Annotated in this window: 17 protein-coding genes; 8 read left to right on the top strand and 9 right to left on the bottom strand. The window is 60.6% G+C overall.

Annotated features, from left to right (window positions below; all coding sequences use genetic code 11):
- The first annotated feature begins 81 nt into the window (after positions 1–81).
- The 8 genes from BGC09_RS13855 (at position 82) to BGC09_RS13820 (ending at position 10,932) form a co-directional block, all read left to right on the top strand.
- A complete protein-coding gene (locus tag BGC09_RS13855) occupies positions 82–1,827 on the top strand; it encodes an ATP-binding protein (RefSeq protein ID WP_069804583.1) in 1,746 nt (581 codons plus the stop codon).
- A gap of 3 nt (positions 1,828–1,830) precedes the next feature.
- Positions 1,831–2,226: a hypothetical protein gene (locus BGC09_RS13850; protein ID WP_069804582.1), complete on the top strand. Its 396-nt coding sequence runs from the start codon at positions 1,831–1,833 to the stop codon at positions 2,224–2,226.
- A 3-nt stretch (positions 2,227–2,229) separates the two neighbouring features.
- Positions 2,230–3,207, top strand: a complete 978-nt coding sequence (locus BGC09_RS13845) for a glycosyltransferase family 9 protein (RefSeq protein ID WP_069804581.1) — start codon at positions 2,230–2,232, stop codon at positions 3,205–3,207.
- A gap of 164 nt (positions 3,208–3,371) precedes the next feature.
- The gene (locus BGC09_RS13840) at positions 3,372–4,190 is read left to right on the top strand and encodes a hypothetical protein (RefSeq protein WP_069804580.1); all 819 of its coding nucleotides are present in this window, start codon (positions 3,372–3,374) and stop codon (positions 4,188–4,190) included.
- Between the two features lie 488 nt (positions 4,191–4,678).
- Positions 4,679–6,994, top strand: coding sequence for a hypothetical protein (locus BGC09_RS13835; protein ID WP_141727784.1), 2,316 nt, complete (start codon positions 4,679–4,681; stop codon positions 6,992–6,994).
- A gap of 182 nt (positions 6,995–7,176) precedes the next feature.
- Positions 7,177–8,136: an AAA family ATPase gene (locus tag BGC09_RS13830; RefSeq protein WP_069804578.1), complete on the top strand. Its 960-nt coding sequence runs from the start codon at positions 7,177–7,179 to the stop codon at positions 8,134–8,136.
- Positions 8,133–9,443: a DUF58 domain-containing protein gene (locus tag BGC09_RS13825; RefSeq protein ID WP_069804577.1), complete on the top strand. Its 1,311-nt coding sequence runs from the start codon at positions 8,133–8,135 to the stop codon at positions 9,441–9,443. Before BGC09_RS13830 ends, BGC09_RS13825 begins: the two co-directional genes overlap by 4 nt.
- A gap of 433 nt (positions 9,444–9,876) precedes the next feature.
- Positions 9,877–10,932 (top strand): serine/threonine protein kinase, encoded by a 1,056-nt coding sequence (locus BGC09_RS13820; RefSeq protein ID WP_069804576.1) that lies wholly within the window; start codon positions 9,877–9,879, stop codon positions 10,930–10,932.
- Here the strand turns inward: BGC09_RS13820 and BGC09_RS13815 are convergent.
- The 9 genes from BGC09_RS13815 to BGC09_RS22245 form a co-directional block, all read right to left on the bottom strand.
- The gene (locus tag BGC09_RS13815; protein WP_176728927.1) at positions 10,929–12,923 is read right to left on the bottom strand and encodes a DUF6909 family protein; all 1,995 of its coding nucleotides are present in this window, start codon (positions 12,921–12,923) and stop codon (positions 10,929–10,931) included. The two genes, BGC09_RS13820 and BGC09_RS13815, sit on opposite strands and share 4 nt — an antisense overlap.
- A 147-nt stretch (positions 12,924–13,070) precedes the next feature.
- Positions 13,071–13,922 (bottom strand): DNA methyltransferase, encoded by an 852-nt coding sequence (locus BGC09_RS13810; protein ID WP_069804575.1) that lies wholly within the window; start codon positions 13,920–13,922, stop codon positions 13,071–13,073.
- A 241-nt stretch (positions 13,923–14,163) separates the two neighbouring features.
- Positions 14,164–15,435 carry a hypothetical protein gene (locus tag BGC09_RS13805; RefSeq protein ID WP_141727783.1) on the bottom strand — a complete coding sequence of 424 codons (1,272 nt, stop codon included), beginning with the start codon at positions 15,433–15,435 and terminating at the stop codon, positions 14,164–14,166.
- Positions 15,436–15,577: 142 nt separating this feature from the next.
- Entirely contained in the window at positions 15,578–16,777 is a 1,200-nt protein-coding gene (locus BGC09_RS23285; RefSeq protein WP_275935514.1) for a glycosyltransferase family 2 protein, read from the bottom strand.
- A complete protein-coding gene (locus BGC09_RS13800; RefSeq protein WP_069804573.1) occupies positions 16,710–18,149 on the bottom strand; it encodes a glycosyltransferase family 2 protein in 1,440 nt (479 codons plus the stop codon). The genes BGC09_RS23285 and BGC09_RS13800 overlap by 68 nt, the downstream gene beginning before the upstream one ends.
- 151 nt (positions 18,150–18,300) lie before the next feature.
- Positions 18,301–19,509, bottom strand: coding sequence for a glycosyltransferase family 2 protein (locus BGC09_RS13795; protein WP_069804572.1), 1,209 nt, complete (start codon positions 19,507–19,509; stop codon positions 18,301–18,303).
- 138 nt (positions 19,510–19,647) lie between these two features.
- Complete coding sequence (locus tag BGC09_RS13790; RefSeq protein WP_069804571.1) at positions 19,648–21,246, bottom strand: carotenoid biosynthesis protein; 1,599 nt, start codon at positions 21,244–21,246, stop codon at positions 19,648–19,650.
- Between the two features lie 194 nt (positions 21,247–21,440).
- Positions 21,441–22,937, bottom strand: a complete 1,497-nt coding sequence (locus BGC09_RS13785) for an ADP-ribosylglycohydrolase family protein (protein WP_069804570.1) — start codon at positions 22,935–22,937, stop codon at positions 21,441–21,443.
- A 14-nt stretch (positions 22,938–22,951) separates the two neighbouring features.
- Positions 22,952–23,968, bottom strand: coding sequence for a DarT ssDNA thymidine ADP-ribosyltransferase family protein (locus BGC09_RS22245; protein ID WP_176728926.1), 1,017 nt, complete (start codon positions 23,966–23,968; stop codon positions 22,952–22,954).
- Positions 23,969–24,041: the final 73 nt, after the last annotated feature.

Below are 24,041 nucleotides of genomic sequence, written 5' to 3'. Positions count from 1 at the left end.
GGGCCGGGAGCAATGCAAGACTGCCGTCTGGCGTGCAGTTCAGGACAGGAACTCTCACAGAGAAGATGGAGTTAAGCGGCTATGGTAAGCGATTCTGCCAATGTGCCACCTGTTTCGCCAGGGCGCACGGGTCGCAAGCCTGTGGGCATTACCAAAGGACCGGGCGAGTCGGCCCACGAATATACCTTTGTCTCGCGCGACGATGAGCAGGTCCTAAAAAACGGCGAGTATGTCTATTATGAACTCAATGAGCCTGATGAGTGGGGTCAGAACGGCGCCCAGCCGGTGGCGCGGCGCGTGCTGGGCCGCATTATCAAGCGTGTTCCCCTGCAGCTCTATCCTGACACCTTCCTGGCAGAGCCGGAGGTCTCGCCGGCCCAGGTTGCGGCGATGGTCGGCTACGATGCGCGAGCCAACGAACTCTTCGAGCTGCACGTCGCCATCATGGGCTACTATGATCCCGCAAGCGGCTCCTTTATCAACCCCTGGATACCCCCCCAGTCGGGCAAGCAGATTTTCCTGGCGGACGATGAGATGCTCTCGCAGATCCTTTGCCGTAGGCGCGTTAGTCAGCCTGGCTCGGCGACCATCGGCTCGCTGCTGACGCGGACGCCGGGGGCGGTGCCCATCGTCCTCTCAGTCAAGGATTTTGTCAGTACCCATCTGGCCATTATTGCCAGCACCGGCGCTGGCAAGAGCTACCTGGCCAGCGTGATTATCGAAGAGCTGATGCGGCCCTACAATAAGGCCTGCGTGCTCATCGTCGACCCGCATGGCGAGTATGGCACGCTCGATCAATTGCCCAACCTTCCCGAATTCTCTGAGGAGAGCGGCGAAGAGGGCGTCGAGGGCTACCGGGCCCAGGTGCGCGTCTACCGCCCCGAGCAGGTCAAGGTCCGTCTCTCAACTCTGAACATGGGAGACATGCGTCACCTTCTGCCCGAAATGACTGAGAAGCAGCAGCATCTGCTGAGCCGGGCTTTGCGCAAGGTGAACGAGATGAAGCGAGGTACGCCCTGGAGCGCGCAGGACCTGATGGAGGCCATTCGCAAGGTGGCGCGCAGCAAGAACGACGAAGACGGTGAGGGGGCGGACGACTCCAGTACCGTGCACGCTTTGATGTGGCGTATCGAGCAGCGCTTTGTCGATAGCTTCACCTTCGATGATGTCCAGCATCTGGATCTGCGTGAGATCTTCAAGCCCGGTCAGTGCACAGTATTGCAGCTGAACGAAGTAGATGAGCGTGATCAACAGGTCATTGTTGCCACACTCCTGCGTCGGCTCTATCAGGCGCGCATGAATACTGAGCGTGGCAAAGTGCACTCTGGTGAATCCTATCTGCCCTATCCGGTCTTTGTCTTGCTGGAGGAAGGCCATCATTTTGCGCCGAGCGGCACCGAAGTGGTCTCAACCCAGATTCTCAAACAGGTCCTGGCCGAGGGACGCAAGTTCGGCATTGGTGTGGGCATCATCAGTCAGCGGCCCGGCAAGCTCGACGCCGATGTCCTGAGCCAGTGCCAGACCCAGTGCATCATGCGCATTGTCAACGAGATCGATCAGAAGAGCGTAGCCGCCGCCATTGAGGGGGTCGGTCGTGATCTGCTGGACAATCTGCCTGCGCTCTCGAAGGGTCAGGTCATTGTGGCCGGAGCTGCGGTCAACACGCCAGTGATCTGTCGTGTTCGCCAGCGCCTGACCCGGCACGGAGGCGAAAGTAAGGACGCCCCGGATATCTGGCAGAAGTACTTTAGCTCCGAGGCCCGCGCAAGCCGCCGCCTCCAGGAGGCGCCCCTGGGGAACAACCAGGGGTTCAGTCTGTTGAAATAAGCTATGGCTAAGCAACAGCTACGCTATCGCATCTCTAATCGCGCTGCGCTCTCTCTCCTGGGCGGGCTGGCCCTTCCAGTGTGGGCGGCCTTCCTCCTCTTTACCTATTTTGTTCCACCGCGTGGACTCCTGGCCTTCGTCGCTTTTTTTGTCCTCCTGTTAGGTGCACTCATCTGCACTTTTGCGCCTCTTGCCTACCTCTTCGGCCTGCTCTTCATTTCGTCGCGTCTCTACCGGGCGACGATCCGGCATGCGCTGCGTCAGGGTAGTCTCCTCTCGCTCTGTATTGTGCTCAATCTAATCCTTCGCGCCCTCCATAGCTGGAGCATCCTGGCGGCCCTGGCCATTGTAGCTGCCGCGGCCCTTGTTGAGCTTCTCTCGCTGGCCAAGAAGTGGTGAGCCATGAATGTGAGCAGGGCTGATGAAAAGAGCAGGGAGCTGCTGGTAATTCGTCCTGGGGCGATTGGCGATACGCTGCTGACGTTCCCGGTCCTGTCCGCTCTACGGGCGACCTCGCCGTCGGCCCGCCTGACGCTCGTAGGCAATGCGCAGGTGCTGCCGTTGGCGCGCTGGCTTGGAGTGGCCGACGCTGTTGAGGACTATGCTGACCTGCGCTGGAGCGCGCTCTTTGCAGAAGGAGGTCTGGATCAAAGTGGGCTGGCCCCACGCCTGCGCCGGGCGGAGCGAGTGGTCTGCTGGCTGACTGATATCGAGGGCCTCGTAGAGCGCAATTTGCGCGAGGCCGGCGTGACTGCGGCCACGGTCCGACCTGGTCATCCACCAGCGGGGACACGTCTCCATGTGGCATCTTATCTGGCGCAGACGCTGGGATTGGCCTTTGAGGTTGCCAGTGCGGGGGCCAGCTGCTATCGGCTGCCTCCTGCTGTGCTTGAGCAGGAGCTGCCGCTCTTCAGCGTAGCGCCTCTGGTCATTCATCCGGGCAGTGGCTCTGCACGCAAATGCTGGCCTGCCTCCCACTTTGCAGCTGTGGTGCGCTGGGCCTGGGCGCGCGATTGGCCGGTGCTGGTGTTGGCCGGACCTGCCGATCATGGGCCGCTGGCGGCGCTGCTGGGCGCGTTGCCAGCGCCACTGCCTGATAGGATACAAGTGCTGGTTGATCTGCCGCTGCTACGGGTCGCTGCCCAGATTCAACGGGCCCGCTGCTATCTGGGCAACGATAGCGGACTCAGCCATCTGGCTGGCCTGCTCGGGGTACCGACCGTAGCCCTCTTTGGTCCCACGGACCCGGCAGTCTGGCGTCCCCTGGGGCCTGCAGTGGTGGCCGTGCGGTCACAGCCACTGGATCAACTGGCTGTTGAGGTAGTTGTACGGCACATCGCGCAGCTGGAAAGCACGGTGGCCGGAGATTTGCGGAGATGAGGAGGAGCCCAAATGAGGTGCTCAGATGCCAAAAAGCAGGGCTTCGATCGTTATGAGATAGGGAGAAGTATCTCGCTCGGTGCCTCCTCTACCGGCGGCGGTTGCAGGGGTGTCGATCTGCACAGCGATACTGAAATGTTGATTGAGATTGAGGATAACGCGCGATGCTAGATCAAGAGCAACGAGATGAGCAAGGAGTGAGAGGCCAACCGCTCTCTGGTAAGTTGGTCCTGCCGGCGGCGCCCGGAGCACAGCCAGGAGAGTGGTCTGCTGATCCACAGCAGCAAACAACCTATATCGCTCCAGAGATGCTGATCCGGCGTCCGCGGCAGAGCGCGCCGCCGACGCTATTGGGGAAGATCAGCTATTTCTGGCAAAAGGACCCGGCCTACAAGGTCTTGATGGTTGCCAGCGTGTTGGTGCTGATCGCCGGGGTAATCTTCTCGGTCATTATCGGTAACACTCTCCTTCAGGGAAGCTCTAACATGGAGGCCCGGGTGCCTTTGACCCCACCCCCAGGCGTGGCTCCAACGGGCACTGTAGACCTGCGTCCAACTTTCCCTACGCCAAGTGGTCAGGGAAGTAATGAGAGCAGCCAGCCTCCTATGCAGAGTACCCCCTCGCTGAAACCAACCCGCACCACTGATAACGGGAATGGCGCCACTAACGGAGCAGTGCAGATTACTGGCCTCCCCGGTAGCGTGCCTAACAACAGCGATGTGGTGGTCACGGTCATCACCAATCAGCCCAACAGCTTCGTCCAGCTCCAGGTCACCTATAATGTGGCGCCCTTTGTGACCGTAGTCAATGGAAATACCGATGCTTCCGGTACGGCTACACTGACCTGGCACGTGCAGGTTTTCTCTGCGAGCAAACGCGCCCAGGCCCGCGTCCATGCGACTGTGTTCGGCTCCAATGGCGCTGCTAGCTCGAATACTGTGACCGTGCGCATTACAACGAGTGCTTTTGCTCCTGCCAATTAGCCCGAGCCAGCTTCAGATATCTGCTGGCTCCTGACTGATCGCTCTGTCGCCAGGGAGCTGTCCCGCTTCGCCGCTCTGTACCCGGGCCTGAGCAGCACAGTGGCCACTGGCAACACTGCGCTGGCAAGAGTATGCTCCAGAGGCCGGAGTTGAAAGAGGTGAGCCTGGCCTGGCGTTGGTGAATGCGCTCTGCCAGGCTTTTTCCCTTTGGTTTGAAAGGAAGAGAAGGCTGCCTGACCTGCCCTGGCTCTGGCCTCTCTTCCTGACCTGGCTGCTGTTCACCTCGCCACTGGAAAATCCAGGACTGCTCACCTGCTTCACACCTGCTGCAGCATATGGTATCTTGTAGAAGCAAGCTTATAACCGTCCTGCCCTTGCTCTAGTGGAATGAAAGGAAGGGGCCTACTCTACTCGCGATCATTCCAGCAGGTGCTTCCAGTAGCAGATAGACCACCAGCGCTCCGGCCTGAGAAGGAGGGGGAAAAAGCGTGAAGATGCCGGGTGACTACATTGGACACTATCGCTTGTTGAGCTGCTTGCGGCAGACCCCTCAGTGTCAGTTCTATCTTGTGGAACATGGTGAGGCCCCGGGCACCCTCTATGCCCTACAGCTCTGGCCGACCATTGCTCTGCAATCCAGGCAAGCCTATATCGAATTTGTGGAGTGGATGAAAGCAGCGGTTAACCTGCGAGATCCAGCGCTACTGCCAGTCTTCGAAGGAGATGTAGTCGAGGACCATCCTTACCTTGTCCAGGGAAGTGAGCTGGTCACCAGAAGTGAGACCTTAACGCTGCGGCTGGCGCGTAAGGGCCAGGAGCCATTGTCGAGTGACCTGGTGCGCCAGGTGATAGAGCAGGTCGGTCGAGGGCTTGTGGCGGTCCACGGGCTGGACCTGGTGCATGGCCAGCTAGCGCCGCAGTGGGTCCTGCTGACCGCTGACGGGCGCATTCTTCTGAGCGGCCTGAAACCGCCCTTTGCCGTACCAGATCAGGATGATCCGCGCTACCGTCCGCCCGAGGGCCGGATCAGCAAGCGCGGCGACCAATATGCCCTGGCCATGCTGGTGCGCGATATGCTCAGCGGAGCCATCTCTACGTCGCAGCAGGCAGATCCTGGCCTCAATCTCGCTGCCTTGGAGCCAGCCACCGATCCTGATCCCCAGCGGCGCTTCGCCTCGGTGCGTGCCTTTCTGCGGGCCCTCGGCTGCGAAGTGCCCCTCGTGGAGAGCCCCCTGGAGCGCTGGGAGCGATCGGTTGAAGCGGGCGCAGAGGATACCGATAAGCGTCGGGCCCTTGCCGAGGGGCAGCCTTCGGCACAGCTGCCGCTCACTCCCTTGCCGGAGGGCACCCCAGTCCCGACGCTGCTCGCCTCTCCTCCAGCGAGCGGAGGCAGCTCTGGGCCAGTCACACCAGCTCTCCCCTTGACGCCGACGCCGGCGGCGCCAGTCTCGTGGTCTGGGCCTTTCCTTCCCGAGTCTTCTCCGAGAGAAGGAGCAGGCTCGCTGCCTGGGGCCAGTGAGGAGCAAAGCCCCACCCCCACCGGGATCACTATGACCCAGGCGGCGCCCGGGCCGACAAAGCCGCGCATCATAGGGCGACTCCCTGTACGGCGCCTCTTTTCGCTCTCTCCCCCCAGGCGCAGGCAGGCTCTGAGCGCAGCCGCTGCCATTGTACTCGTTTTGCTGCTCATTTGGGGAGGAACATGGCTGTACGACCTCCTGCCAGCTACTGCCGCAACTGTGACTATCGTGCCGGTACGTCAGGCAGTCGTACAGTCTTACAATTTCTTCCGCGCTCAAAGCAGCAATTTTGCCAATCGTCAGGTCGCGACGCGCGTGCTCAGCTATACGACTCCCAAGCGCTCTAAAACGGTGCCGGGCAGTATCGCCCACGCGAACATTCCGGCCACCTATGCCCACGGACAACTCGTCTTCTCCTCCGTGAGCCGCGACATTCAGCCTGACGAGCCATTGCTGATCCATCTTAACAATGGCTTAGCCCTTATTGTCGTCAATCACGGATTGATTAGCGCTCAAGGTTCGACGACTGTCAATGCTATGGTCGAACAGGCCGGCAGTCAGGGCAATATCCCCGCTCATTTTGTGGATGGCCTCTATCAATTCGTGGGGAACGCAACGAGGGCCGGTTTTACCGCCTACATCTCTAATCCAGCCCCTTTCACCGGAGGCGCTGACGCTTACAATGGGCCAGAGGTTACTCAGCAGGACATCGATAGCGCTCAACAGGATCTGAAGCTGCAGCTGCGCCAGGAGGCAAGGCAGCAGCTGCAGACCCAGCTGCACCCCGGAGAGGACTTTCTGAGCCTTGGCGGAGACGTGCTCGATTGCTCAGCTCAGGAGCAGGCCAATCATCGCGCGGGCGACCGCGCTGCCAACGTCACGGTGACTGAGCAGCTGACTTGTAAAGCCGTAGCCTACGATGCCCAGGCCCTGATTCAGTGGATACAGCAGGATCTACAGCAGCGGGTCGAGCAGCGTCTGGGGGCCCATTTTGGACGGGTAGGTGAGCTGCAAACCGCGGCCTCGCTCGGACTGATCCAGGCGTCGCAGTTTGTGGTGATCGCCAGCGGTCAGTGGGTGTTGCAGCTCGATGCTGCTGGGCGGCAGGCGGTGGCGCAGAGCATTGCCGGCCTCTCTCAGGAGGAGGCGCGGGCGCTCCTCCTCAAGCGTTTTCATGCCAAAACCAGGAATCTACAACTGGCGCCTCTCTGGGGTAAGCATTTGCCGGCCAGCGCCGCTGCCATTACGATCGTCGGTCTGCCTTCCTTACCGCCTGGCTCCTAACAGCGTTAATCTCGTCTGTCCCGGCTGGCTGGTTGGGGTCAGGGGCTGCCTGACCTGTGATGGCCAGCCTCTCTAGTCTCTAGCCATCGGGTCGAAGACAAGATCTGCTCTACGGCTGGCAGTCCTGTCGAGCCGGCATGAATCTGATGGCTGGCCCTTCTGCCAGTCAGAGGACAAAGACTATGATTCAACCGGAAGAGCTTGTTCAAGTCAGTGAGGCGGCCAGGGCACTGCGCGATAACATTGGGCAGGTCATGGTCGGCAAGGAAGCGGTCATTGATCTTCTGTTAGTGGCGCTCCTGTGTGAGGGGCATGTGCTTTTTGAAGATGTCCCAGGGACCGGCAAAACCACCTTGGCCAGGTCCCTGGCTCGCTCGCTGGCTTGCTCTTTCCAGCGCATTCAGTTTACGCCTGATCTGTTGCCCTCTGACATCACAGGGATCACCTTTTTCAACCAGCAGCGGGGCACCTTCGAATTTCGTCCCGGGCCGTTGTTGGCTCAGATCGTTCTGGCCGACGAAATTAACCGGGCCACGCCGCGCACACAATCCGCCTTGCTCGAAGCGATGGAGGAGCGCCAGATCAGCGTCGAGCGCGAAACAATTGCTCTGCCTCGACCCTTTATGGTGATAGCCACCCAGAACCCTATTGAGTTGGAGGGTACCTTCCCGCTGCCAGAGGCCCAGCTCGACCGCTTCTTTATGCGCCTGCGCCTGGACTATCCTACGGCGGCGGAAGAACGCCAGATTCTGCGCCGTTTTCGCCAGCGGCAGCCGCTGACCGGGCTGCAGCCTGTGCTCAGCAGTGAGCAGCTTGCCCGTTTCCAGCAGGTAGTGCGCAAAGTAGAGGTTGAAGAGAGTGTTGAGGGCTATCTGATAGATCTCGTGCGGGCCACCAGGCAGCACAAAGCCATCGAGCTAGGAGTCAGTCCGCGCGGTACCCTGGCCCTCTATCGTGCCTCCCAGGCGCTGGCTGCGATCGAAGGGCGCGCCTACGTGCTGCCTGATGATATCAAGCGCCTGGCTGTACCTGTCCTGGCTCATCGCCTGTTACCAACGGGTCAAGCAAGTTTGCGTGGTCAGTCCTTGGAGAAGCTCATAACCTCGATCGTAGAAAGCATGCCGGTGCCTGTTGAGCCATGAAACGTAGCTGGTACTTTCTTGCGCTCGGTGTCCTGGTGGCCAGCATTCTTTTCCATCAGCTATTGCTCGTGATTGGTGGGCTACTGTTACTCCTCATACTACTATTGATCGATGTCTGGGGAACCTTTTGTCTGGTAAACCTGCGCTATCGGCGCTCTTTCAGCCAGCAGCGGGCTAGCTTTGGCGAAGAGATCGTCCTGACCCAGGTGCTGGAGAATGCCAAGCTGCTGCCGCTCTCCTGGGTTGAAGTGAGTGATCGGGTGCCGCTGGCGCTGGTCTTTCGTGGCCTCAGCCCCCATCTCATCCCAGATGGCGGGAGGGCCATCATTGAGAGCCTCTTTAGCCCACGCTGGTACGAGCGTATCGCGCGCAGCTATCGGCTACGCTGTCTGGCGCGAGGAGTGCACACCTTTGGTCCCACCGTCCTGCGCAGCGGCGATCTCTTTGGCTTTGTGAGCCGGGGTCAGGAACTGGACAACCGGGAGCAGATCCTTGTCTATCCTCCCCTTGTCTCGCTCAGCCAGCTGGGGCTGCCGGCGCGCCATCCCTTTGGTGAGCGGCCCACGCCCCAGCGCCTGCTAGAAGATCCGGCGCGTGTCTGTGGCATCCGTGATTATCAGCAGGGCGATGAACTCAGGCGAGTGCATTGGAAGGCCTCGGCGCGTGCCATGCGCCTGCAGAGCAAGGTCTACGAAGCCAGTGCCACCTATACACTGGCGATCTTTCTGGATATGCCGCCGGCCCTCTCTCTGCTGGATCTGGGGGAAAGCCGGGAGCTGCAGGAGCTGGCCATCTGCGCGGCGGCCTCAGTCGCCGACTGGGGACTGCAGGCTGGCTACGCCGTTGGCCTCTACTGCAATGGCATGCTGGCTGGCCTGGAGGGCGGCAGCGCTCTCCCGGAGACCCTCCCTGTGGAGCAACCGCGGGACCATCTGGAGCCGCAGTCAGACATCATTCGCCTGCCTCCAGCCAGTGGCGCCAGGCAGCGTCAGCGTATGTTAGAAGCCCTCGCGCGCGTCGAGTCTCACTATGGCAAGCCGATCGAGGCGGTCTTGCAGACCGAGCATCCGCGCCTGCCCTTTGGGGCCACCGTCATCCTGGTGACCAGTAGCATCAGCGAGACGCTGCTCTCGGTCCTGCAGCGCTTGCAGCGCAGTGGTCATAGTGTCTGTCTGCTCTGTGTTGGCCAGGTCCCGGTGACAACAGTGCCCGGCATCCTGGTCCAGCACATTGGGGGTGAAGGGACCTGGCGGGCCATTCTCGCCTCGTTTGAGCGAGGGCAGGATACTGCCGATTCTTCTGCTTAGCCTGATCTGACTGGCTCTGCCGCCCGTTGCTCAAAGTTGGCCAGGTCAGGCAGGATCAAACATGATCCTGCTGGCCATCGCTGACGAGTTATGAGAAGGTGGAGCGACAGTAACAGAGCACTGCAGATGGACGAGGCCGAACAGCCCGCTCCAGTGCCAGCCAAAATTGCCCACCCTATGTAGTTCAGGTGCGTAGCTTATTATAGTACTGGCAGAGCACAGGAGAGGGAGGGTGGTGGCCGGTGCAATGGTCGCCATGCCCACCAAAAGCACCTTGCCCTTGCGTTTTTGCTGATGGTAAGACCAGGTCTAGAGGGTGCCAGAATCACGTTACACATGAGGGAGAGAAGGTGTGACAGTTTTGAGGCCGGGCGTCACTCAGGTCTGTCCAAGAGATAGAGAGCGAGGCCGAAGGGAAAGGGAGAGGAAGGCTATGCTGGCATTTCCACCAAGCGAGAGCTTAATCGGTACCACCCTGGGGAACTACTATCTGGAGCAACTCATTGGACGCAACGAGCTGGGACCGGTTTTTCTGGGCAGCACCGACGAAGGAAGCACCTACCTGGTGCGTTTCATTCTTGCTCCGTGCGCTCTAGAGGCCGAGGAACGTGCGGCATATCAAGAGCGCTTTCTGCAGGTGGCGGGCGAAATAGTGGCACTCCAGCATCGTCACATTCTGCCCCTGGTCGACTATGGGAGCTATTTGGGAGGGTCGTACCTGGTAACGCCCAATTTGCCGATGCAGACCCTGATCTCGGCGCTCACCAAGAGTGGCCCACCCAGCTTGAGCACCATCGGCGACTACCTGGAGCAGCTTGCCCAGGGGCTGGAATATGCGCACGAGCAAGGGATTGTTCACCGGAACCTCAGCACGGATTGCATCTTCCTGCTGCGCGATGGACGCCTCGTCATCGGCGATTTCGGGGTCATGCACCTGCTAGAGCTGGCCACACCCGCAGGGCAAGGCTATCCCGACTATGGCAGCGGCGAGGGGCGAGCGCCAGAGCAACTGCAAGAGCGCTCCTGTGGACCTTACACCGATGTCTACGCCCTGGGGGCCGTCCTCTACCGACTCTTGACCACACATGCGGTCTTTCGTGACAGTTCCCGCGAAGGAGTCTACGCGCAGCATCTCCATGCGCCCGTTACCTCGCTCCAGCGCTGGCGCAGCGACTTGCCCGAGGCCCTGGACGAGGTCATCAGGCAGGCGATGGAGAAGGAACCAGCCCGGCGCTTCCAGCGTCCCAGCGAGCTTGTCGCGGCCTATCGCCAGGCCGTTGGCTTGCGCGCCGATGCTGCCGAGCGAGTCGAAGAGAGCACCAGCTCATCCTCCGAGGAAACGACTCTCGGGGAGCAACCGGCAGAAGAAGCTACTCCGGCCTCGTCTATTGTCGGGGAGGCCAGGAGCGGACGAGCCTCCTTCTGGCGCCGCTTGCTCAGACGCCTGCGTGGCCCTGGAAACCGAGAGGGCTTCTCCTCAACCGGCTAAGTGAGAGAAGCCTCCATCGGGCGCGAATCGTCCTGGCCCGGTTCTGGTGGCGACTGTCTTCCGTCGCGCGCCACGGCTGCCCCCTCGCGCTGCTCCGTCTTCCCATGCCTCTCCTGCACGTAACGGATCTCGTGCGCAAAGATGCGGCGGACGATCGCCACGGCGCAAGCATAGGTCGAATCCATGCCGAAGTAGGAGAGGCTGCCGGCGCCCAGATTCTTGCCGCGGGTGTATGGGGTATCCGAGGCATAGTGGAGGATGCCGAGGTCGTAGGGCAGGCGCGCAAAGTTAATATTCTCGCCGATGGGGTAACGTGTGAGATACTGGTCCTCGTAGACGGCGTTGAGGTATGGGCCACTCTCCATCTCCACGACCGTGTAGTTAGCGCTGTAGTAGAAGTCGAAGTACTGGCGATTTTGAAGGAATGTGCCTTTGCCCGAAACAGCTTTCTGATTATCGAGGACCGAGCCATAGATCAGATATGGCTGTACATCCTGGGCGGAGAAGCAGTTATCAAGCCAATAGGTATTCTGACTATGCTCATCCAGCACTACGTTGGAGATCATCACATCGCCGATGCTGCCATTGAGGGTGGCCGCTTTGCCCAGGATATAGATTCCGAGGATTGTCGACGTATTCTCCATGATCTCGCGCAGCATACGATAGGCAGCCATGCCCAGTGGATAATCGATATTGAGAATAATGGCCTTACTCTTGGCCAGCAGATCCATGCCGGGCATGCGGCAGCGCGGATCAACATCGGTCGGATGGAGGCGAGCCAGCTCGAAGATCTGGGCATCGATCTCCAGGCCGTGGCGGGCGCCAACGTGCCAGATGCCGCGTTCCTGTTCCTCGGCAACGCGCTGGCGCATAGCCTCCTGGCCCTCGGGCGTGCGGGTCCACTCGCGGGCGGCGAAGTACAAGAAATTCTGCCAGTTGCCGGGCACTTCGCCGGACTGCAGCTTGCGGCACTCTTTCGCCAGATACTGGTCCTGACCGCTGAGGGCGAAATCGATCAGCTCAGCCTCACGCCGTAGCACCGAGCCGGAGGTCAGATTGACCAGGCTATGCGTATTGCTGGAGACGAAGTAGACCGGGCGCTCGCGCAGCCCCAGCGAGTCGAGCAGGCGCTCGACTGGTGCCCACCATTTCCGTGTCGCGCGAACGAAGCCGACGTGGGAGCCGCCGAGCATGCGCAGGGTGAAGCTCTTGCGCTGGCGTCCGATGATCAGCAGATTTTCCCACAGACGGTCACCCCAGACCACTTCCAGACGGCGCCAGTCGTCGGCGGCGATGTGCAGGCGCTGGCGCAGCACCCGCGTGATCTCTGCGAAGACCGGCGAAGAGCGGTCCATGCGCGTCGAGAGCAGCTGGATCGTTGTCGGGTCCGCATTGATCAGATAATAGAGCTTGTTCCACTCGATCTGGAAAGCCACCAGAATCGGAACTATGTCATCGGTATCGCTCACGCTTGCCACGTAGACCGCCAGCGTTTCCTTGCCATCGTAGAACCACTTGCGGCGGCGGGCTGGAGCTGTCACGGCTTGCCAGCGATCAACCTGGAAGCCCTGTTTGAGAAAGACCTCTTCGGACTGCCCAAGCAGGACGTGCGTGCAGTAGAGAATAGCCGAGGGTAGGCGCAGAGCGCAGTAGATGAGGGCGGACATATCGGGGTAGGGTGAGCGGGCATCTGGGTGCAGGCTAGAGTCAATGTTGTAATGGGCCTGGACCAGGGCCTTCAAACTTACCTCGCCCGAGCTGCGCAACAGCGTATTATAGGTCCGAATGTAGAGTTCAACATCGCGCTTACCCGCCTCATGTCGCCCCTCACCACGCTCTACCATGTATTCATCGCTGCTCTCCCGCGCTACTTCCTCCTGCAGCCGTTCGCTATCCTCCTCCTCATTGACAAACTCCTCGATACGCTCGCGTGGTTCAAAGGCATCGGGGTCGGGGATACGACGTGGAGGTGTTGGCTTCTTCCTTGGCATAGGCTCTGTCCCCTTCTTCTCTCCTCTGCTGCACTGCTGTCAAGCAGATCTGAGCGCTACCTGTTCCTGTTCGCTGCTTTCTGGTAATTATAACCTATGCTGTCCACTCGCCAGGGAACCAGCTCAGGCCAGGCTACGCTGTTGAGCTTAGCTGCGCCGGTTCGCTGCCGGCTTGCGCAGGACAACGATATACTGGTGGGCGATATTCGGAACGTAGGCAGTTGGGTAGCCGTAGGGGCGCAAACGAGTGCCAGCCTGGTACCAGATGATCTCTCCCTTTGGAATAAAGCCCTGCTGGCGGGCGCGTCGGGCGAGGTCCACGTGCGTAAAAATATATTCGCCATGCTGGTAGGCGTTGCGTACGATCACAACCATATATTTGCGCGGCTTCAGGACGCGGAAGCACTGGGCAAAAACCTGTTCCATTGCCTCTAGATAGGCTTCGTAGCTGGCCAGATTGGCGAGGTCGCGCGGGTCATCTGAGCGCATATAATAATCGGTGCGGCGGTTAGGGAAGGTAGCGGCATAGCGCCCGTTGCTCATGGTCTGGGCCAGATGGATATTGTAGGGGGGATCGGTGGCAATGAAATCAAATGAGTGCTCGGCAAAGTCCTGCATCACCTGCAGGCAGTCGCCCTGGATCAAGGTCTGGGGCTGCAGCGAGTCGCGGTGCTCGCTCAGGATGCGCTGGTAGATCTCTACCCAGCGGGGATTGATTTCGATGCCAATGGCCCGGCGCGGCTTCTTACAGATGGAGGCCCCAATGAGGGTGCCGCCGACGCCCGCAAAAGGGTCAAGCACGCACTCGCCAGGCTTGGTAAAGAATTCGATGAGCTGACTCATCAGCTGCGGCGGCTTGTTCGCCCCGTGCGCTTTACGGAGGTCATGCCCATAGACGGAAGGATAGTTTGTGATGAGTACACTTTTGGTGAAATAGAGCCACTCGGCCCCTGTCAATTCATTTAATGTATTTTTCTCAGAGACGCTCTCGGTATCCACATCACCCTCCCGTTGGTAGTGGCGTTGCTGGGCGAGGGGCTATTTGGAGCAGCAGGTTGCTGCTCTGATTCTGGTCGTCTCCTGCGTTCTCCTCTAGGAGGCGTTACCAACAACGTCGGTTGCCCCATTGACCGACGTTTCCCCCTGGCAACGCCTTCTTTCTCTTCTGTGTTCCTCTCTCTTGCCCATGTCAGGCGCGCGGTGTTGGCCGCAGGCGACTGTCCGTGCGGCTGTCTCTGCGCTAACGTGGGCCGGGCCAGATCAGCACATCGTCTGGACCGGGTACCGGCTCTGGGTGCTCGGCCTCTACTGATGGCGGGGTAGGACGAGGACGTCGCCATTCGCAGCGGACCAGGCCCTCGCGCAGCAGGCGTTGAATGATGGCATCGTGCTCGGCCTGAGTGAACTGGCCAAAGGTGCTGCTGATGAGCTGCTGACGCAAGTCGGGCCAGCGCCGGCTCCGCAGAGCGCGCCCGGTCTGCAGGGTTCGCTGATAGAGTTGCTCGCGGGCGCTGGCCCGACGCTCCTCGCGCCGGGCCTGGAACCAGGCGCTGGCCAGCAGGTCCGCCTGGCTCTGCTCCTCAAGCCGGCGCCAGGAGCTGCATACGGCGTCATTCATAACCAGCAGGCTATCCTGGCGGCGTGTGGCAAAGAGCAGGGTATAGGGTGCTGCCTCAATGTGGGCCGGACCGCTTGCTCGTGGCAAAGCGATGCGCTGCGTCAGGGGAAAATGGCGCTGAATCTGGGATAACAAAAGATCAAGCAATTCGGCGAGCGCCTCCGGCGAGAGCGACGCCGCCTCATCGCGAGGCGCCAGGGCCCGCCAGCGATCGCTGCGCAGCAGATTGAGCAGAGCGGTGGCCTGGTGCTCCAGGCGGCGGGCGGCGCGCAAGCGGCTCTCCAGTTGGCGATGCATGATCAGCAGGCAGAGTTCTGTTGGTGCGGCGCGCTGCAAAAGCGGCTCCAGGTCCTCATAGCGGAAGAGGGCTGGAGCCAGGGGGTTCAGTGTAAAAACTGCCGGCGCCTGGTCAAGGACCTGCAGGATAGCCGCGGCGGCTTCTGGCCAGCCAGCGGCGACCAGGCCGCCTTCTCTGGGGATCGCCAGGCTGGTCGCATGAGCGCTGGCGCTGCGCCCGCTGGCTGAACCTGTCAGCAGCAGCCCATAGAGGGCAAAAGGCCGTCCCTCAGCGAGCAGGCGAGCATGGAGGGCGCTCAGCGATTGCAGCCACGGATGCTGCCGCTGAGCCTGGGCGCTTCGCCTGCCACGGGAGACCTGGCGCGCGCCGGGGGCGTTCTCACTCCCGTTCTCTGCTTCGCTGTTGCTGGTGGCCTGCTCTCCTCGCTCTGGCTCGCCTCCGAGGGCATCGATCCAGTAGCAGCGCCGATAGAGTGGATTCTGGCGCAATGCCCGGCAATAGCCAGCAAGGTACTCCTCCTGGAGCCAGAGGCGCAAGGAGGTGAGCAGATCTCCCTGGCGAACGGAGCGGGCCCGCGTTCCCGCGCGTGCTGCCATCTGAGAATATTCTTGATCGACATCTGCCCACAGGTCATGCATGGTGAACCTATTCTACCACAGGCAATGGTTGATAAGTAAGCAGCTGCACCGCTCTCAAGCAGAGAGACAATGAGCTGATGCGCGAAGGGCGAGGCGCCGCTCAGCGTCGGCGGGCGCTACCGAGGCGCTGCAGGGGCAGACCCAATACCTGGATGCTCGACGGCTGACGAGGAGCCTGGCGCCCTTTCCACTCGGCCCCGCGTCCGCTCAGGGCGAGCCGCACCGTATCGAGCATCAACAGGCCGAAGGCGACCCAGCTCACGGGAGCCAGCAGTGACCAGGCAAATGGCTGCCGCTGCTCACGCTCGAAACTGCGGCGGGCCCTGACCTGCAAGATCAGCGTCAAGAAGGCCGGGAGCAGTGTTCGCAAGGAGCGGCCTCGCCGGTGGCGTCGAACGAGCAGCTGGAGCAGGGCTATCAGTGCGCTGAGCACTGGCACCAGGCCATAGCTGATCAAGCCCAGGCCAGCCCCGAGACAGAGCCAGGGGGCCGAGGCCGTCACCGAGTAAACGCTTTTACGCCAGCCCTGCCAGGCGCTGCGCCAGGTGGTCCACTGCTCATTGAAGACCAGGGTGCGCCCGTCGATGAAGTCTTCGCGGCAGCCTCGCTGTTTGAGAAACTGCGCCAGGCCCACGTCGTCGCCGAAGCTGGAACGCAGCTCAGGGGCGCTGTAGCCTCCGCTTGCTTCGTAGGCCGGGCGACGGACCAGCAGATAGTGACCGACGGCCAGCGCGCGATGTGGCTGCCGTGGGTCGCGCATTTCACCGGGGGTTGCAAAGTGGGTCATCAGCACGGCCCCTGCAGGGGTCAGCAAGCGGGAGCCGCTGCCCACAGGACGGGCGTCCGTCAACATTGAAAGGAAGTCCAGCCTTTGCGCCAGAGCATGGGCCATTGCGCGGCGCAGCGCATCGGGCGCATGGCGCGTATCGGCGTCGGTGAAGAGCAGCCACTCGCCACGTGTCAGGCTGGCGCCAGTATGCAGGGCGTGGGCCTTGCCGGCCCAGCCGGCGGGCAGCTCCTCGATGCGGTAGACCCGCAGGCGCGCATCGCGTTGCTGCCAGATCGCCAGCAGGGCTGGTGTTGCATCGGTCGAGCCATCGTCAACGACGAACACTTCGAAGTCAGGATAATCCTGGGCCAGCAGTGAGGCCAGGCAGGAGCCAAGATGCTGCTCCTCGTTGCGCACTGGCACGACGATCGAGACGTGGGGGGCCGGGTTCGGCAGGGCCGCCTCAACGGGTGGCGCTGTCTCTCTGAGTGTGCGTCGAACGCGCCAGAGCTGCCAGCCGGCTCCCAGCACGGTCAGGCACAGATAGGCGCTGTGCAGCCAGGAGAGAAGATGAAAGCGTTTCTCCATTGCAAAGTCCTGTCAGGTAGTGGGCGTGGCAGCTGAGGCGCCCGGTGCCGCTTCGGCCTGGGCGGAGGCCCTCAAGAGCGTGACCTGTAAAAGCCAGCGGCTGAATGGCGCGATGCTGGGGCGGAGCCGTGCGACCTTTCCAGGTTGCGCCACGCCCCCTCAACACGAGCCGTGTGGTATCGAGCATCAGCAGGCCAAACGTGGCCCAGCCCACGGGAGCGGTCAGCGACCAGACCAGGGGCAAGCGATACTCGCGCTCGAAACGCCGCTTCGTATCGACCTGGAAGAAGAGAGCAAGCGTCGCCAGTGCGCTCGCTAGTAACGATAGAGGGCCTCGCTGCCGCTGGCGGACCCGGCGCCGTCCCTGCCACAATTGGCGTGCCAGAGTGAAAGGGGGCAACAGGCCGTAAAGGATCAGGGCCAGGCCCAGAAGCACCCCGAGCAGCGGGCTGCTGGCTACCAGACCATAGTTGCTCTTGCGCATGCCTTCCCAGGCGCTCTTCCAGGTCGTCCATTGGTCGTTAAAGACCAGCCCCCGCTCAGCCACAATATCTTCACGGCAGCCGCGACGCTTGAGATACCAGGCCAGTGTAATATCATCTGAGAAGGTTGAGCGCAGCTCGGGAGCGCTGTAGCCGCCGCAAGCCTGGTAGGCCGAACGGCGCACCAGCAGATATTGCCCGACGGCCAGTACGCGCGTTGGCTGATGCGAATCGCGCATCTCGCCCGGCGTTGCCAGCATAGCCAGCAGCGTTGCGCCGATCGCCGTGAGCAGGCGAGCGGCGGCGCCGGGCAGGCGAGTATCGGTAAAGAGGGTCAGCAGATCCAGGCGATGGGCGATAGCATGGGCTACGGCCCGGCGCAGGGTCTGGGGAGCGTGGCGTGTATCGGCATCGGTGAAGAGCAGCCACTCACCCTGCGTGAGCAAGACGCCGGTATGCAGGGCGTAAGCCTTGCCGGCCCAGCCGGCGGGCAGCTCCTCGATGCGGTAGACCCGCAGACGGCTATCGCGCTGCTGCCACTCCGCCAGGCGAGCGGGCGTGGCGTCGGTTGAACCATCATCGATGACCACAATCTCGAAGTCGGGATAGTCCTGGGCCAACAGCGAGGCCAGGCAGTCGTCGATGTGTGCCTCCTCATTGCGCACGGGCAGAATAATGGAGACGTGAGGAGGTGGCTCCGGCAGAGGAGCCTCATCGAGTCTGGTCAGCTCTTTAATGCCCTTCTTGATGCGATGGCGCTGCCAGAAAGCAACCAGAGCGATGAAGAGCAGGAAAATCAGCTGCAGCTGTAAGAAGAACTGCGAGAGTTTCATGCTAGACACCTCGCCTGTGTAAGGCAGGCCCGCCAAGGGGCAGTCACGATATACCGGAGCTCCGCTGTCGCCGCTGAAGGAGCAGCGCCTGCTGTCCACGGGCCTGTGCCACGGACCTGCGCAGCGGAGCTGTGCTTATCCTAGAGCCGTCCTACAATAAAGGTAGCATATTGGTTCTCGTCAGGCGGGGAGCGCGACGGCCTTTCCAGTCGGCCCCCTGGCCGTTGATGGCCAGGCGCATAGTATCCAGCAGCAGGAAACCGAACGCTGTGCTGGCGACAGGTGCCAACAGAGCCCAACGCGCTGGCAAGCCGAAAGCCTGGCCGAAGCGACGCTTACTGTCGACCTGCAGGCAAAGGGCCAACAGGGCCAGCAAGGCCGAGAGGCGCTCCTGGCGCAAGTGCCCGGGCCGCAGGGCTGCACGCAAGGTCAGGAGGGGGGCCAGGCCATAATAGACCAGGAAGCAACCACCGGCGAAGCCCAGCAGCGGATAGGGGGCCAGTTTCCCGTAGGCGCCCTTGCGCAAGCCGCGCCAGGCGCTACGCCAGGTGGTCCACTGGACGTTTTTCACCAGGCCACAGCCACCGACGATGTCCTCACGCCAGCCCTGACGCTTCAAGACCTGAGCGATGCCCATGTCCTCGGTGAAGGAGGCGCGTACCTCGGGAGCTGAGAAGCCGCCGGTGGCCTCGTAGGCCTCGCGCCGTACCAGGATATACTGACCGAAGGCAAAAGCCTGGCGCGGGCGGGCGGCGCTGCGAATCTCGCCGGGCGTGACCAGGACCGTCAAGAGCAGCCCTGTCATCGGCGTGAGCAGGCGGGCGGCCAGACCCAGGATCTGCATTTCGGTGAACATCGAGAGCAGATCGAGGCGGTGGGCAATGGCATGAGCCACCATGAGACGCAGGGTCTGGGGAGCGTGGCGTGTGTCGGCATCGGTAAAGAGCAGCCACTCGCCGCTCGCCAGGGTGGCGCCAGTGTGCAGGGCATGGGCCTTGCCGGCCCAGCCGGCAGGCAGCTCCTCAATGCGGTGCACGCGCAGGCGGGCCTCGCGCTGCTGCCACTCTGCCAGGCGAGCGGGCGTGTCGTCGGTGGAGCCGTCATCGATCACAATGACCTCGAAGTCAGGATAGTCCTGAGCCAGCAGCGAAGCGAGACAGTCATCGATATTCTCCTGCTCGTTGCGCACGGGTAGAATAATCGAGACGCGCGGGGCCGGCCTGGGCAAGCGTCGCGCCTGCAGTGTGGCCGTCTCGCGAATGGCCTTCTGCATGCGATAGTCCTGCCAGAGTCCCAGCAGCACGCTGGCCCCGAGCAGGGTGGTGCGTAGAGCGCTCAGGAAGCGCGTGACTTTCTGCATACCCTCTATGATTCCGCCTTTTACATACTGTAAGTAGCAAAGCAAGCGTGCTGTTTTCAAGCACAAGCAGGGCCCCAGAGAGAGCCAGAGCCCTGAGCAACGACAGGCGCTCAAGCCAACGTGGAAGGGCCGGCCAGACTAGACTGGCAGTGGGCTTTTCGTCTGTGGAGCGGAGGGAGGTGGCGAAGCGGCGGAGAGCCGCTGCACCTGCTCCTCGACGACGCGCCGCATCTGCTCAGCGGAAGCGAAATCTTTGCGGTAAAGCGGGGGGCCGAAGCGCACGGTCACCCGCCAACGTCGGCGTCGCCCGCCTTCAGAAGTGTAGGCCAGGCCGGCAGGCACAACCGCCACCTGAGTGCGGCCATCGCGCTCCGCCAGCTCGACCAATTTGACGAAGCCGGGGCGGAAGGGCAGGAACTGCTGCAGGTCCCCTTTCGGCGAGGGATGCGGGTCAATATTGGGGTAAGCCTCTGGAAAGATCACCAGCACCTCGCCAGCACGTAGCAGGCTGGCAGCGCGCCTGGCCATTTGCCGCAGGTAGTGCCGAACCTCGCGCGGGCTGTAGGCGCGGGATGTGTCGCTGGCCTGCTGCTCGCGGAACTGCTCGCTGCGCAATACGACAAGCCAGTCGACTAGCGAGCAGCCCAGCTCGATCGCGAAACGCAGGCGCTTCGAACGCAGCCAGTCGAGGGCTACCACCGTGTGCAGACGGCGCGGAATAGCTCGCAGCAGGGCGTAGCCATCGTAAAAGTAGTGGAAGTGGCGGGCTGCGATCAACACCGGCCCCTTGCGCGGTACCTGTTCCAATCCCTCGACGCGGATACGGACCGCCCAGTACGAGATTGCGCGCGCGCCGGAGCGCATCAGCAGCCAGGTCGACTGGCTTAAGGCCCGACGCCCAGGATGCTGGGGACGCGGGTGCGCCTCCTCGCGCGGAAAGACTACCAGCGATTCCGGTACCAGTACGAAGACCGCTGTCAAGAGCAGAGGCGACCAGAGGCCGCTGCCCAGATTGAGAGCCATGATGAAGCCAGTGTTGGCAGTGTAGACGGCAAAGGGCAGCCAGATCGCCAGATGGTGCGCATCGAGGTTGGAGCGCCACAGCCAGCGACTGATAACCATCAGGAGCAGACAGTTGCAGATCCACAGGAAGAGATTGCCCACCGGCAGGCCGTAGGCGCTGCTGTAGCTGTTCAGCAGGCCAGTGGAGGTGGTGAGGTGGCCGCTCACCAGAACCGCGTTCAGCGCCAGATCCCAGACTGTCAGAAAGTAGGTGCCGAGCACCAGCGACCAGAGCGTCTGCCGCTCCAGCCCGAGTCGGTCCGTCAGTTTGCTGGCCAACAGGTAGGATGTAAAGCCCATATAGAACCATGAGAGCGGGAGCGAGTAGGGGACGATGCCGGCCAGCTTCGGACCCGGGAAGGCGGAGAAGGAGGCGGTGCTCAGGGGAATGCCGGTCAGACTGAGCAGGCTCACAACGATAGAGATCAGAACCGAGGCGGCGAAGAAGACCAGCGTACGCCGCGCGTCGATACAGAGCAAGCCGAAGAGCAGCATTGTCGCTGCCCCAAAGAGGATGTGCAGCGAGCCGGCCCAGTGCAGGGCGAACTGGAAGATGCGCACTCCGATGGGTGTGCTGTTCCACAGCTCAGGATGAGGCAGAATGATGAGAAGGCCACCCAGGGCGAAGACGAGCGCCGCCAGGTGGCAAATGAAGAGCAGTTTGACAACTCTCATTTGGCAAGGCTACCTCCACGAACAGGGACAGTCGGGCGGCATCCGGCGCGAACTCTGTTTACATTCTATAACCTCTGAATGCTCCTCGACCAGTCCCAACGCTCGCTCGCTTTTGCCCTTGCCACCACTCGCTTGCTAACTCGTGAGCAAGGCTGCGACCTACCGCTTCCTGCAACAGGAAGCCCCTGGACTGCTCACTCTTCTCGCTCTTGCAAGGCGCGGGCTACCTCGCCGGCAAGGCTTTCCGAGGGAGATTCGTGCCCTTTGACTCGTGAATGGAAAACGCAGGTCTGGCCACACTTGAACTGGACACGAATCAGGCGGGCCACATAGCCATCGCGGCGTAGAGGCTGTGCCTCTTGCGATTGGATGGTTCCCAGGCCGAGGGCTGGATGGATCAAGATATTGCCGTCCTGGTATTCTTGGTGGAACATTTCGTGAAAAGCGACTTCCCAGGAGAGAATGCTGAAGTAGAATGCCCGACGATCGCTCTTTGCTTCAATTGAGGCAGCAAAAGTTGTGGAGGCAGAGGCGATCTCATACAGCCGGCGAGCGATTGCCATCAGGAAATGATGATCTTGAACTTGGTTCATCAGCGTTGGAGGAATGACCTGCAAGCCATGAAAAGCGCCCAGTAGGCTGCCGAGGAAAAGAGCAATCGTGTCGGTGTCGCTGCCGAAAGTATTGACGGCGACGATGATGCCTTGCTGGGGGTGTTGGAGATACCTCAGAAAGAGGTAGATGGCGACGCAGACCGTAGCAATTCCCGAGCCTTTTGTGGCGGGTTCGAGAGCGCCTACAAAGGTATAGTAGTCTTTGGGGTCCCGTGAGAGAAAGGCCGGGATGTGCTTCAGATACTGCACAGCCTCTTGTAGAGTGCGGTGGTAAAGCTGGGCAAAGTCCAGCTCCTTATCCAAGCAACCGCGGTTCCAGGTGTTGATCCAGCGCTGCAGGCGCTCGTCTCCCCGCATAACCTGGGGAACCTGGCGCAGGCCGTCAAGAAGGCACTCGATAAAGCGGGCAGGAGGGGGAGGCGCTGTCAGCGTGAGGGCGCAGTGAACTGCCAGGCCGAAGAGGATCGCTCCCAGAATCGCACGTGGGTGACCATGGGTAATAATAGCGTTGTAGAAGGAATCGCGAATAAGCGCTTGCTTGTCATGTACATTGACCAGGGCAATCGGGAGATTGCGCATGGCGGCTCCATTGGCCCCGGCTTCTCGATAGTCAAGGTCGCCCTGATGATAGAAATTATGGAGCCAGTGAGCTTGCCGGGCCACAAGCTTGCGAGCAGCGGTTTTGACGGTGCGACCGCCGCCGCGCTCGTACTGCAGCCATAGCGGTAGCTCCTCATAGGCGAAGCGCTCCGGCTCAAAGCGCCCCTCCTCATTGATGCAACGGGCAACCGCCAGCGTCAACTGCGTGTCATCCGAGTACTCTCCAGGGCCAACCTTATCTTCATAACCCCACCATCTCCCGCCAACGCGCTTTTTCCAATTGACAAAAGTCTGAAGAGGAAGCTGAAAGGGGGGCTGACGGCTTCTTCCCGGAATCAGGAACTCTGTCGGCCAGCCCAGGGCATCGCCGATAGAGCTGTAAAGCATAGCAGCCTCGAAGCGCTCGCGGGGAGGGAGAGCATTCCCCTGGGGTGGGCGCCGGCGCTGTGGCTCGTCACCAAAGAGTTCTAGCTGCATGGCTCTCTTCCTGGCTATTCCGTGAGATAGAAAAGATAAGAAGCCCGCCTGATCTTATCGAGATAACACTCAAATAAGTACCGACCAGGAGTTAATTTCTCGGTAGGTATATTGTAAGTTCTAATATGAAAAGGTTTAGGGTATAAGATAGGATCGGAAGGCTCATGTTGCTCCCAGACGAGAGCCTCAGTGGGATGATCCAGGCTATATAGTCTGAGATAGATCTCCGTCCCTAGGATAAGCCTAAGCGTCAGGGCTACTCGCAGAAAGGGATGTTCACTTCTAGAATAGATGTTCATAGCCCCTTGATCTAAGTATAACATAGAACTGGCAGGATGTCCCTCGTCAAAAAAATGCAAGTGCTCTACGTAAGGAAAGTGAATATTCTCTGGTGGCTCCCCTCGGGAATCAGTAAAAAGTCTTTTGTCAACCTCAAAAGGAGGATGTGTCAGGCGGTAACACAACCGCTGGGCTTCCTCAACATTCGCCTGGCTCACGAATGCAATTCGTTGGACAAAGCGTAGCGGAACTTGCCAAGGAATCAGGACCTCAGCTTGAACAAACCGCTTCCAGGTCTCTTTATCGATCCTCGTCATGGAGCGGATAATCTGAAAATGTACGAGATCTAGCCCATCCAGACCTGTTCTCCTATTATGATCGTTACGATTGGCATTTGTGTCTGTAAAGATCACTCCTTGTAGCGTCGCTATTTCTGGAGAGATACAAAAGTAACAAAGATTCTTGCGTCTTTTGGTCCGATAGGCCATCGGTGTATATGGAGAGAAGCTTAAAGAAACTTTGTTCCAGTTACCGTTTGCTTTATCTAGAGAAAAGGACAAACTATCACCACCGCTATCTATAGAAGCTAAAATTCCAAATTCTTCCAATAACTCTTTTGAATATAAACAACCTCTATGGCATATAGAGTAAATATTGTCAAAAGATGTAAAGTGGTAGAGGGTAGTAATGCCTTCTTGACTAAGGCGGGCAAGGATGGCATCCGCATCTGGGTGGCGCGTCGGCTCCTCCATAGCGCTTCTCTCTCGAGCAGACTCAACAAAGTTGTGCATATTCCAGGCAACAGCTCCACCTATTATACTTGCC

It is taken from the genome of Thermogemmatispora onikobensis (genome assembly GCF_001748285.1).
Taxonomy (GTDB): Bacteria; Chloroflexota; Ktedonobacteria; order Ktedonobacterales; family Ktedonobacteraceae; genus Thermogemmatispora; species Thermogemmatispora onikobensis.
This window is presented reverse-complemented; position numbering and strand designations above follow the sequence as displayed.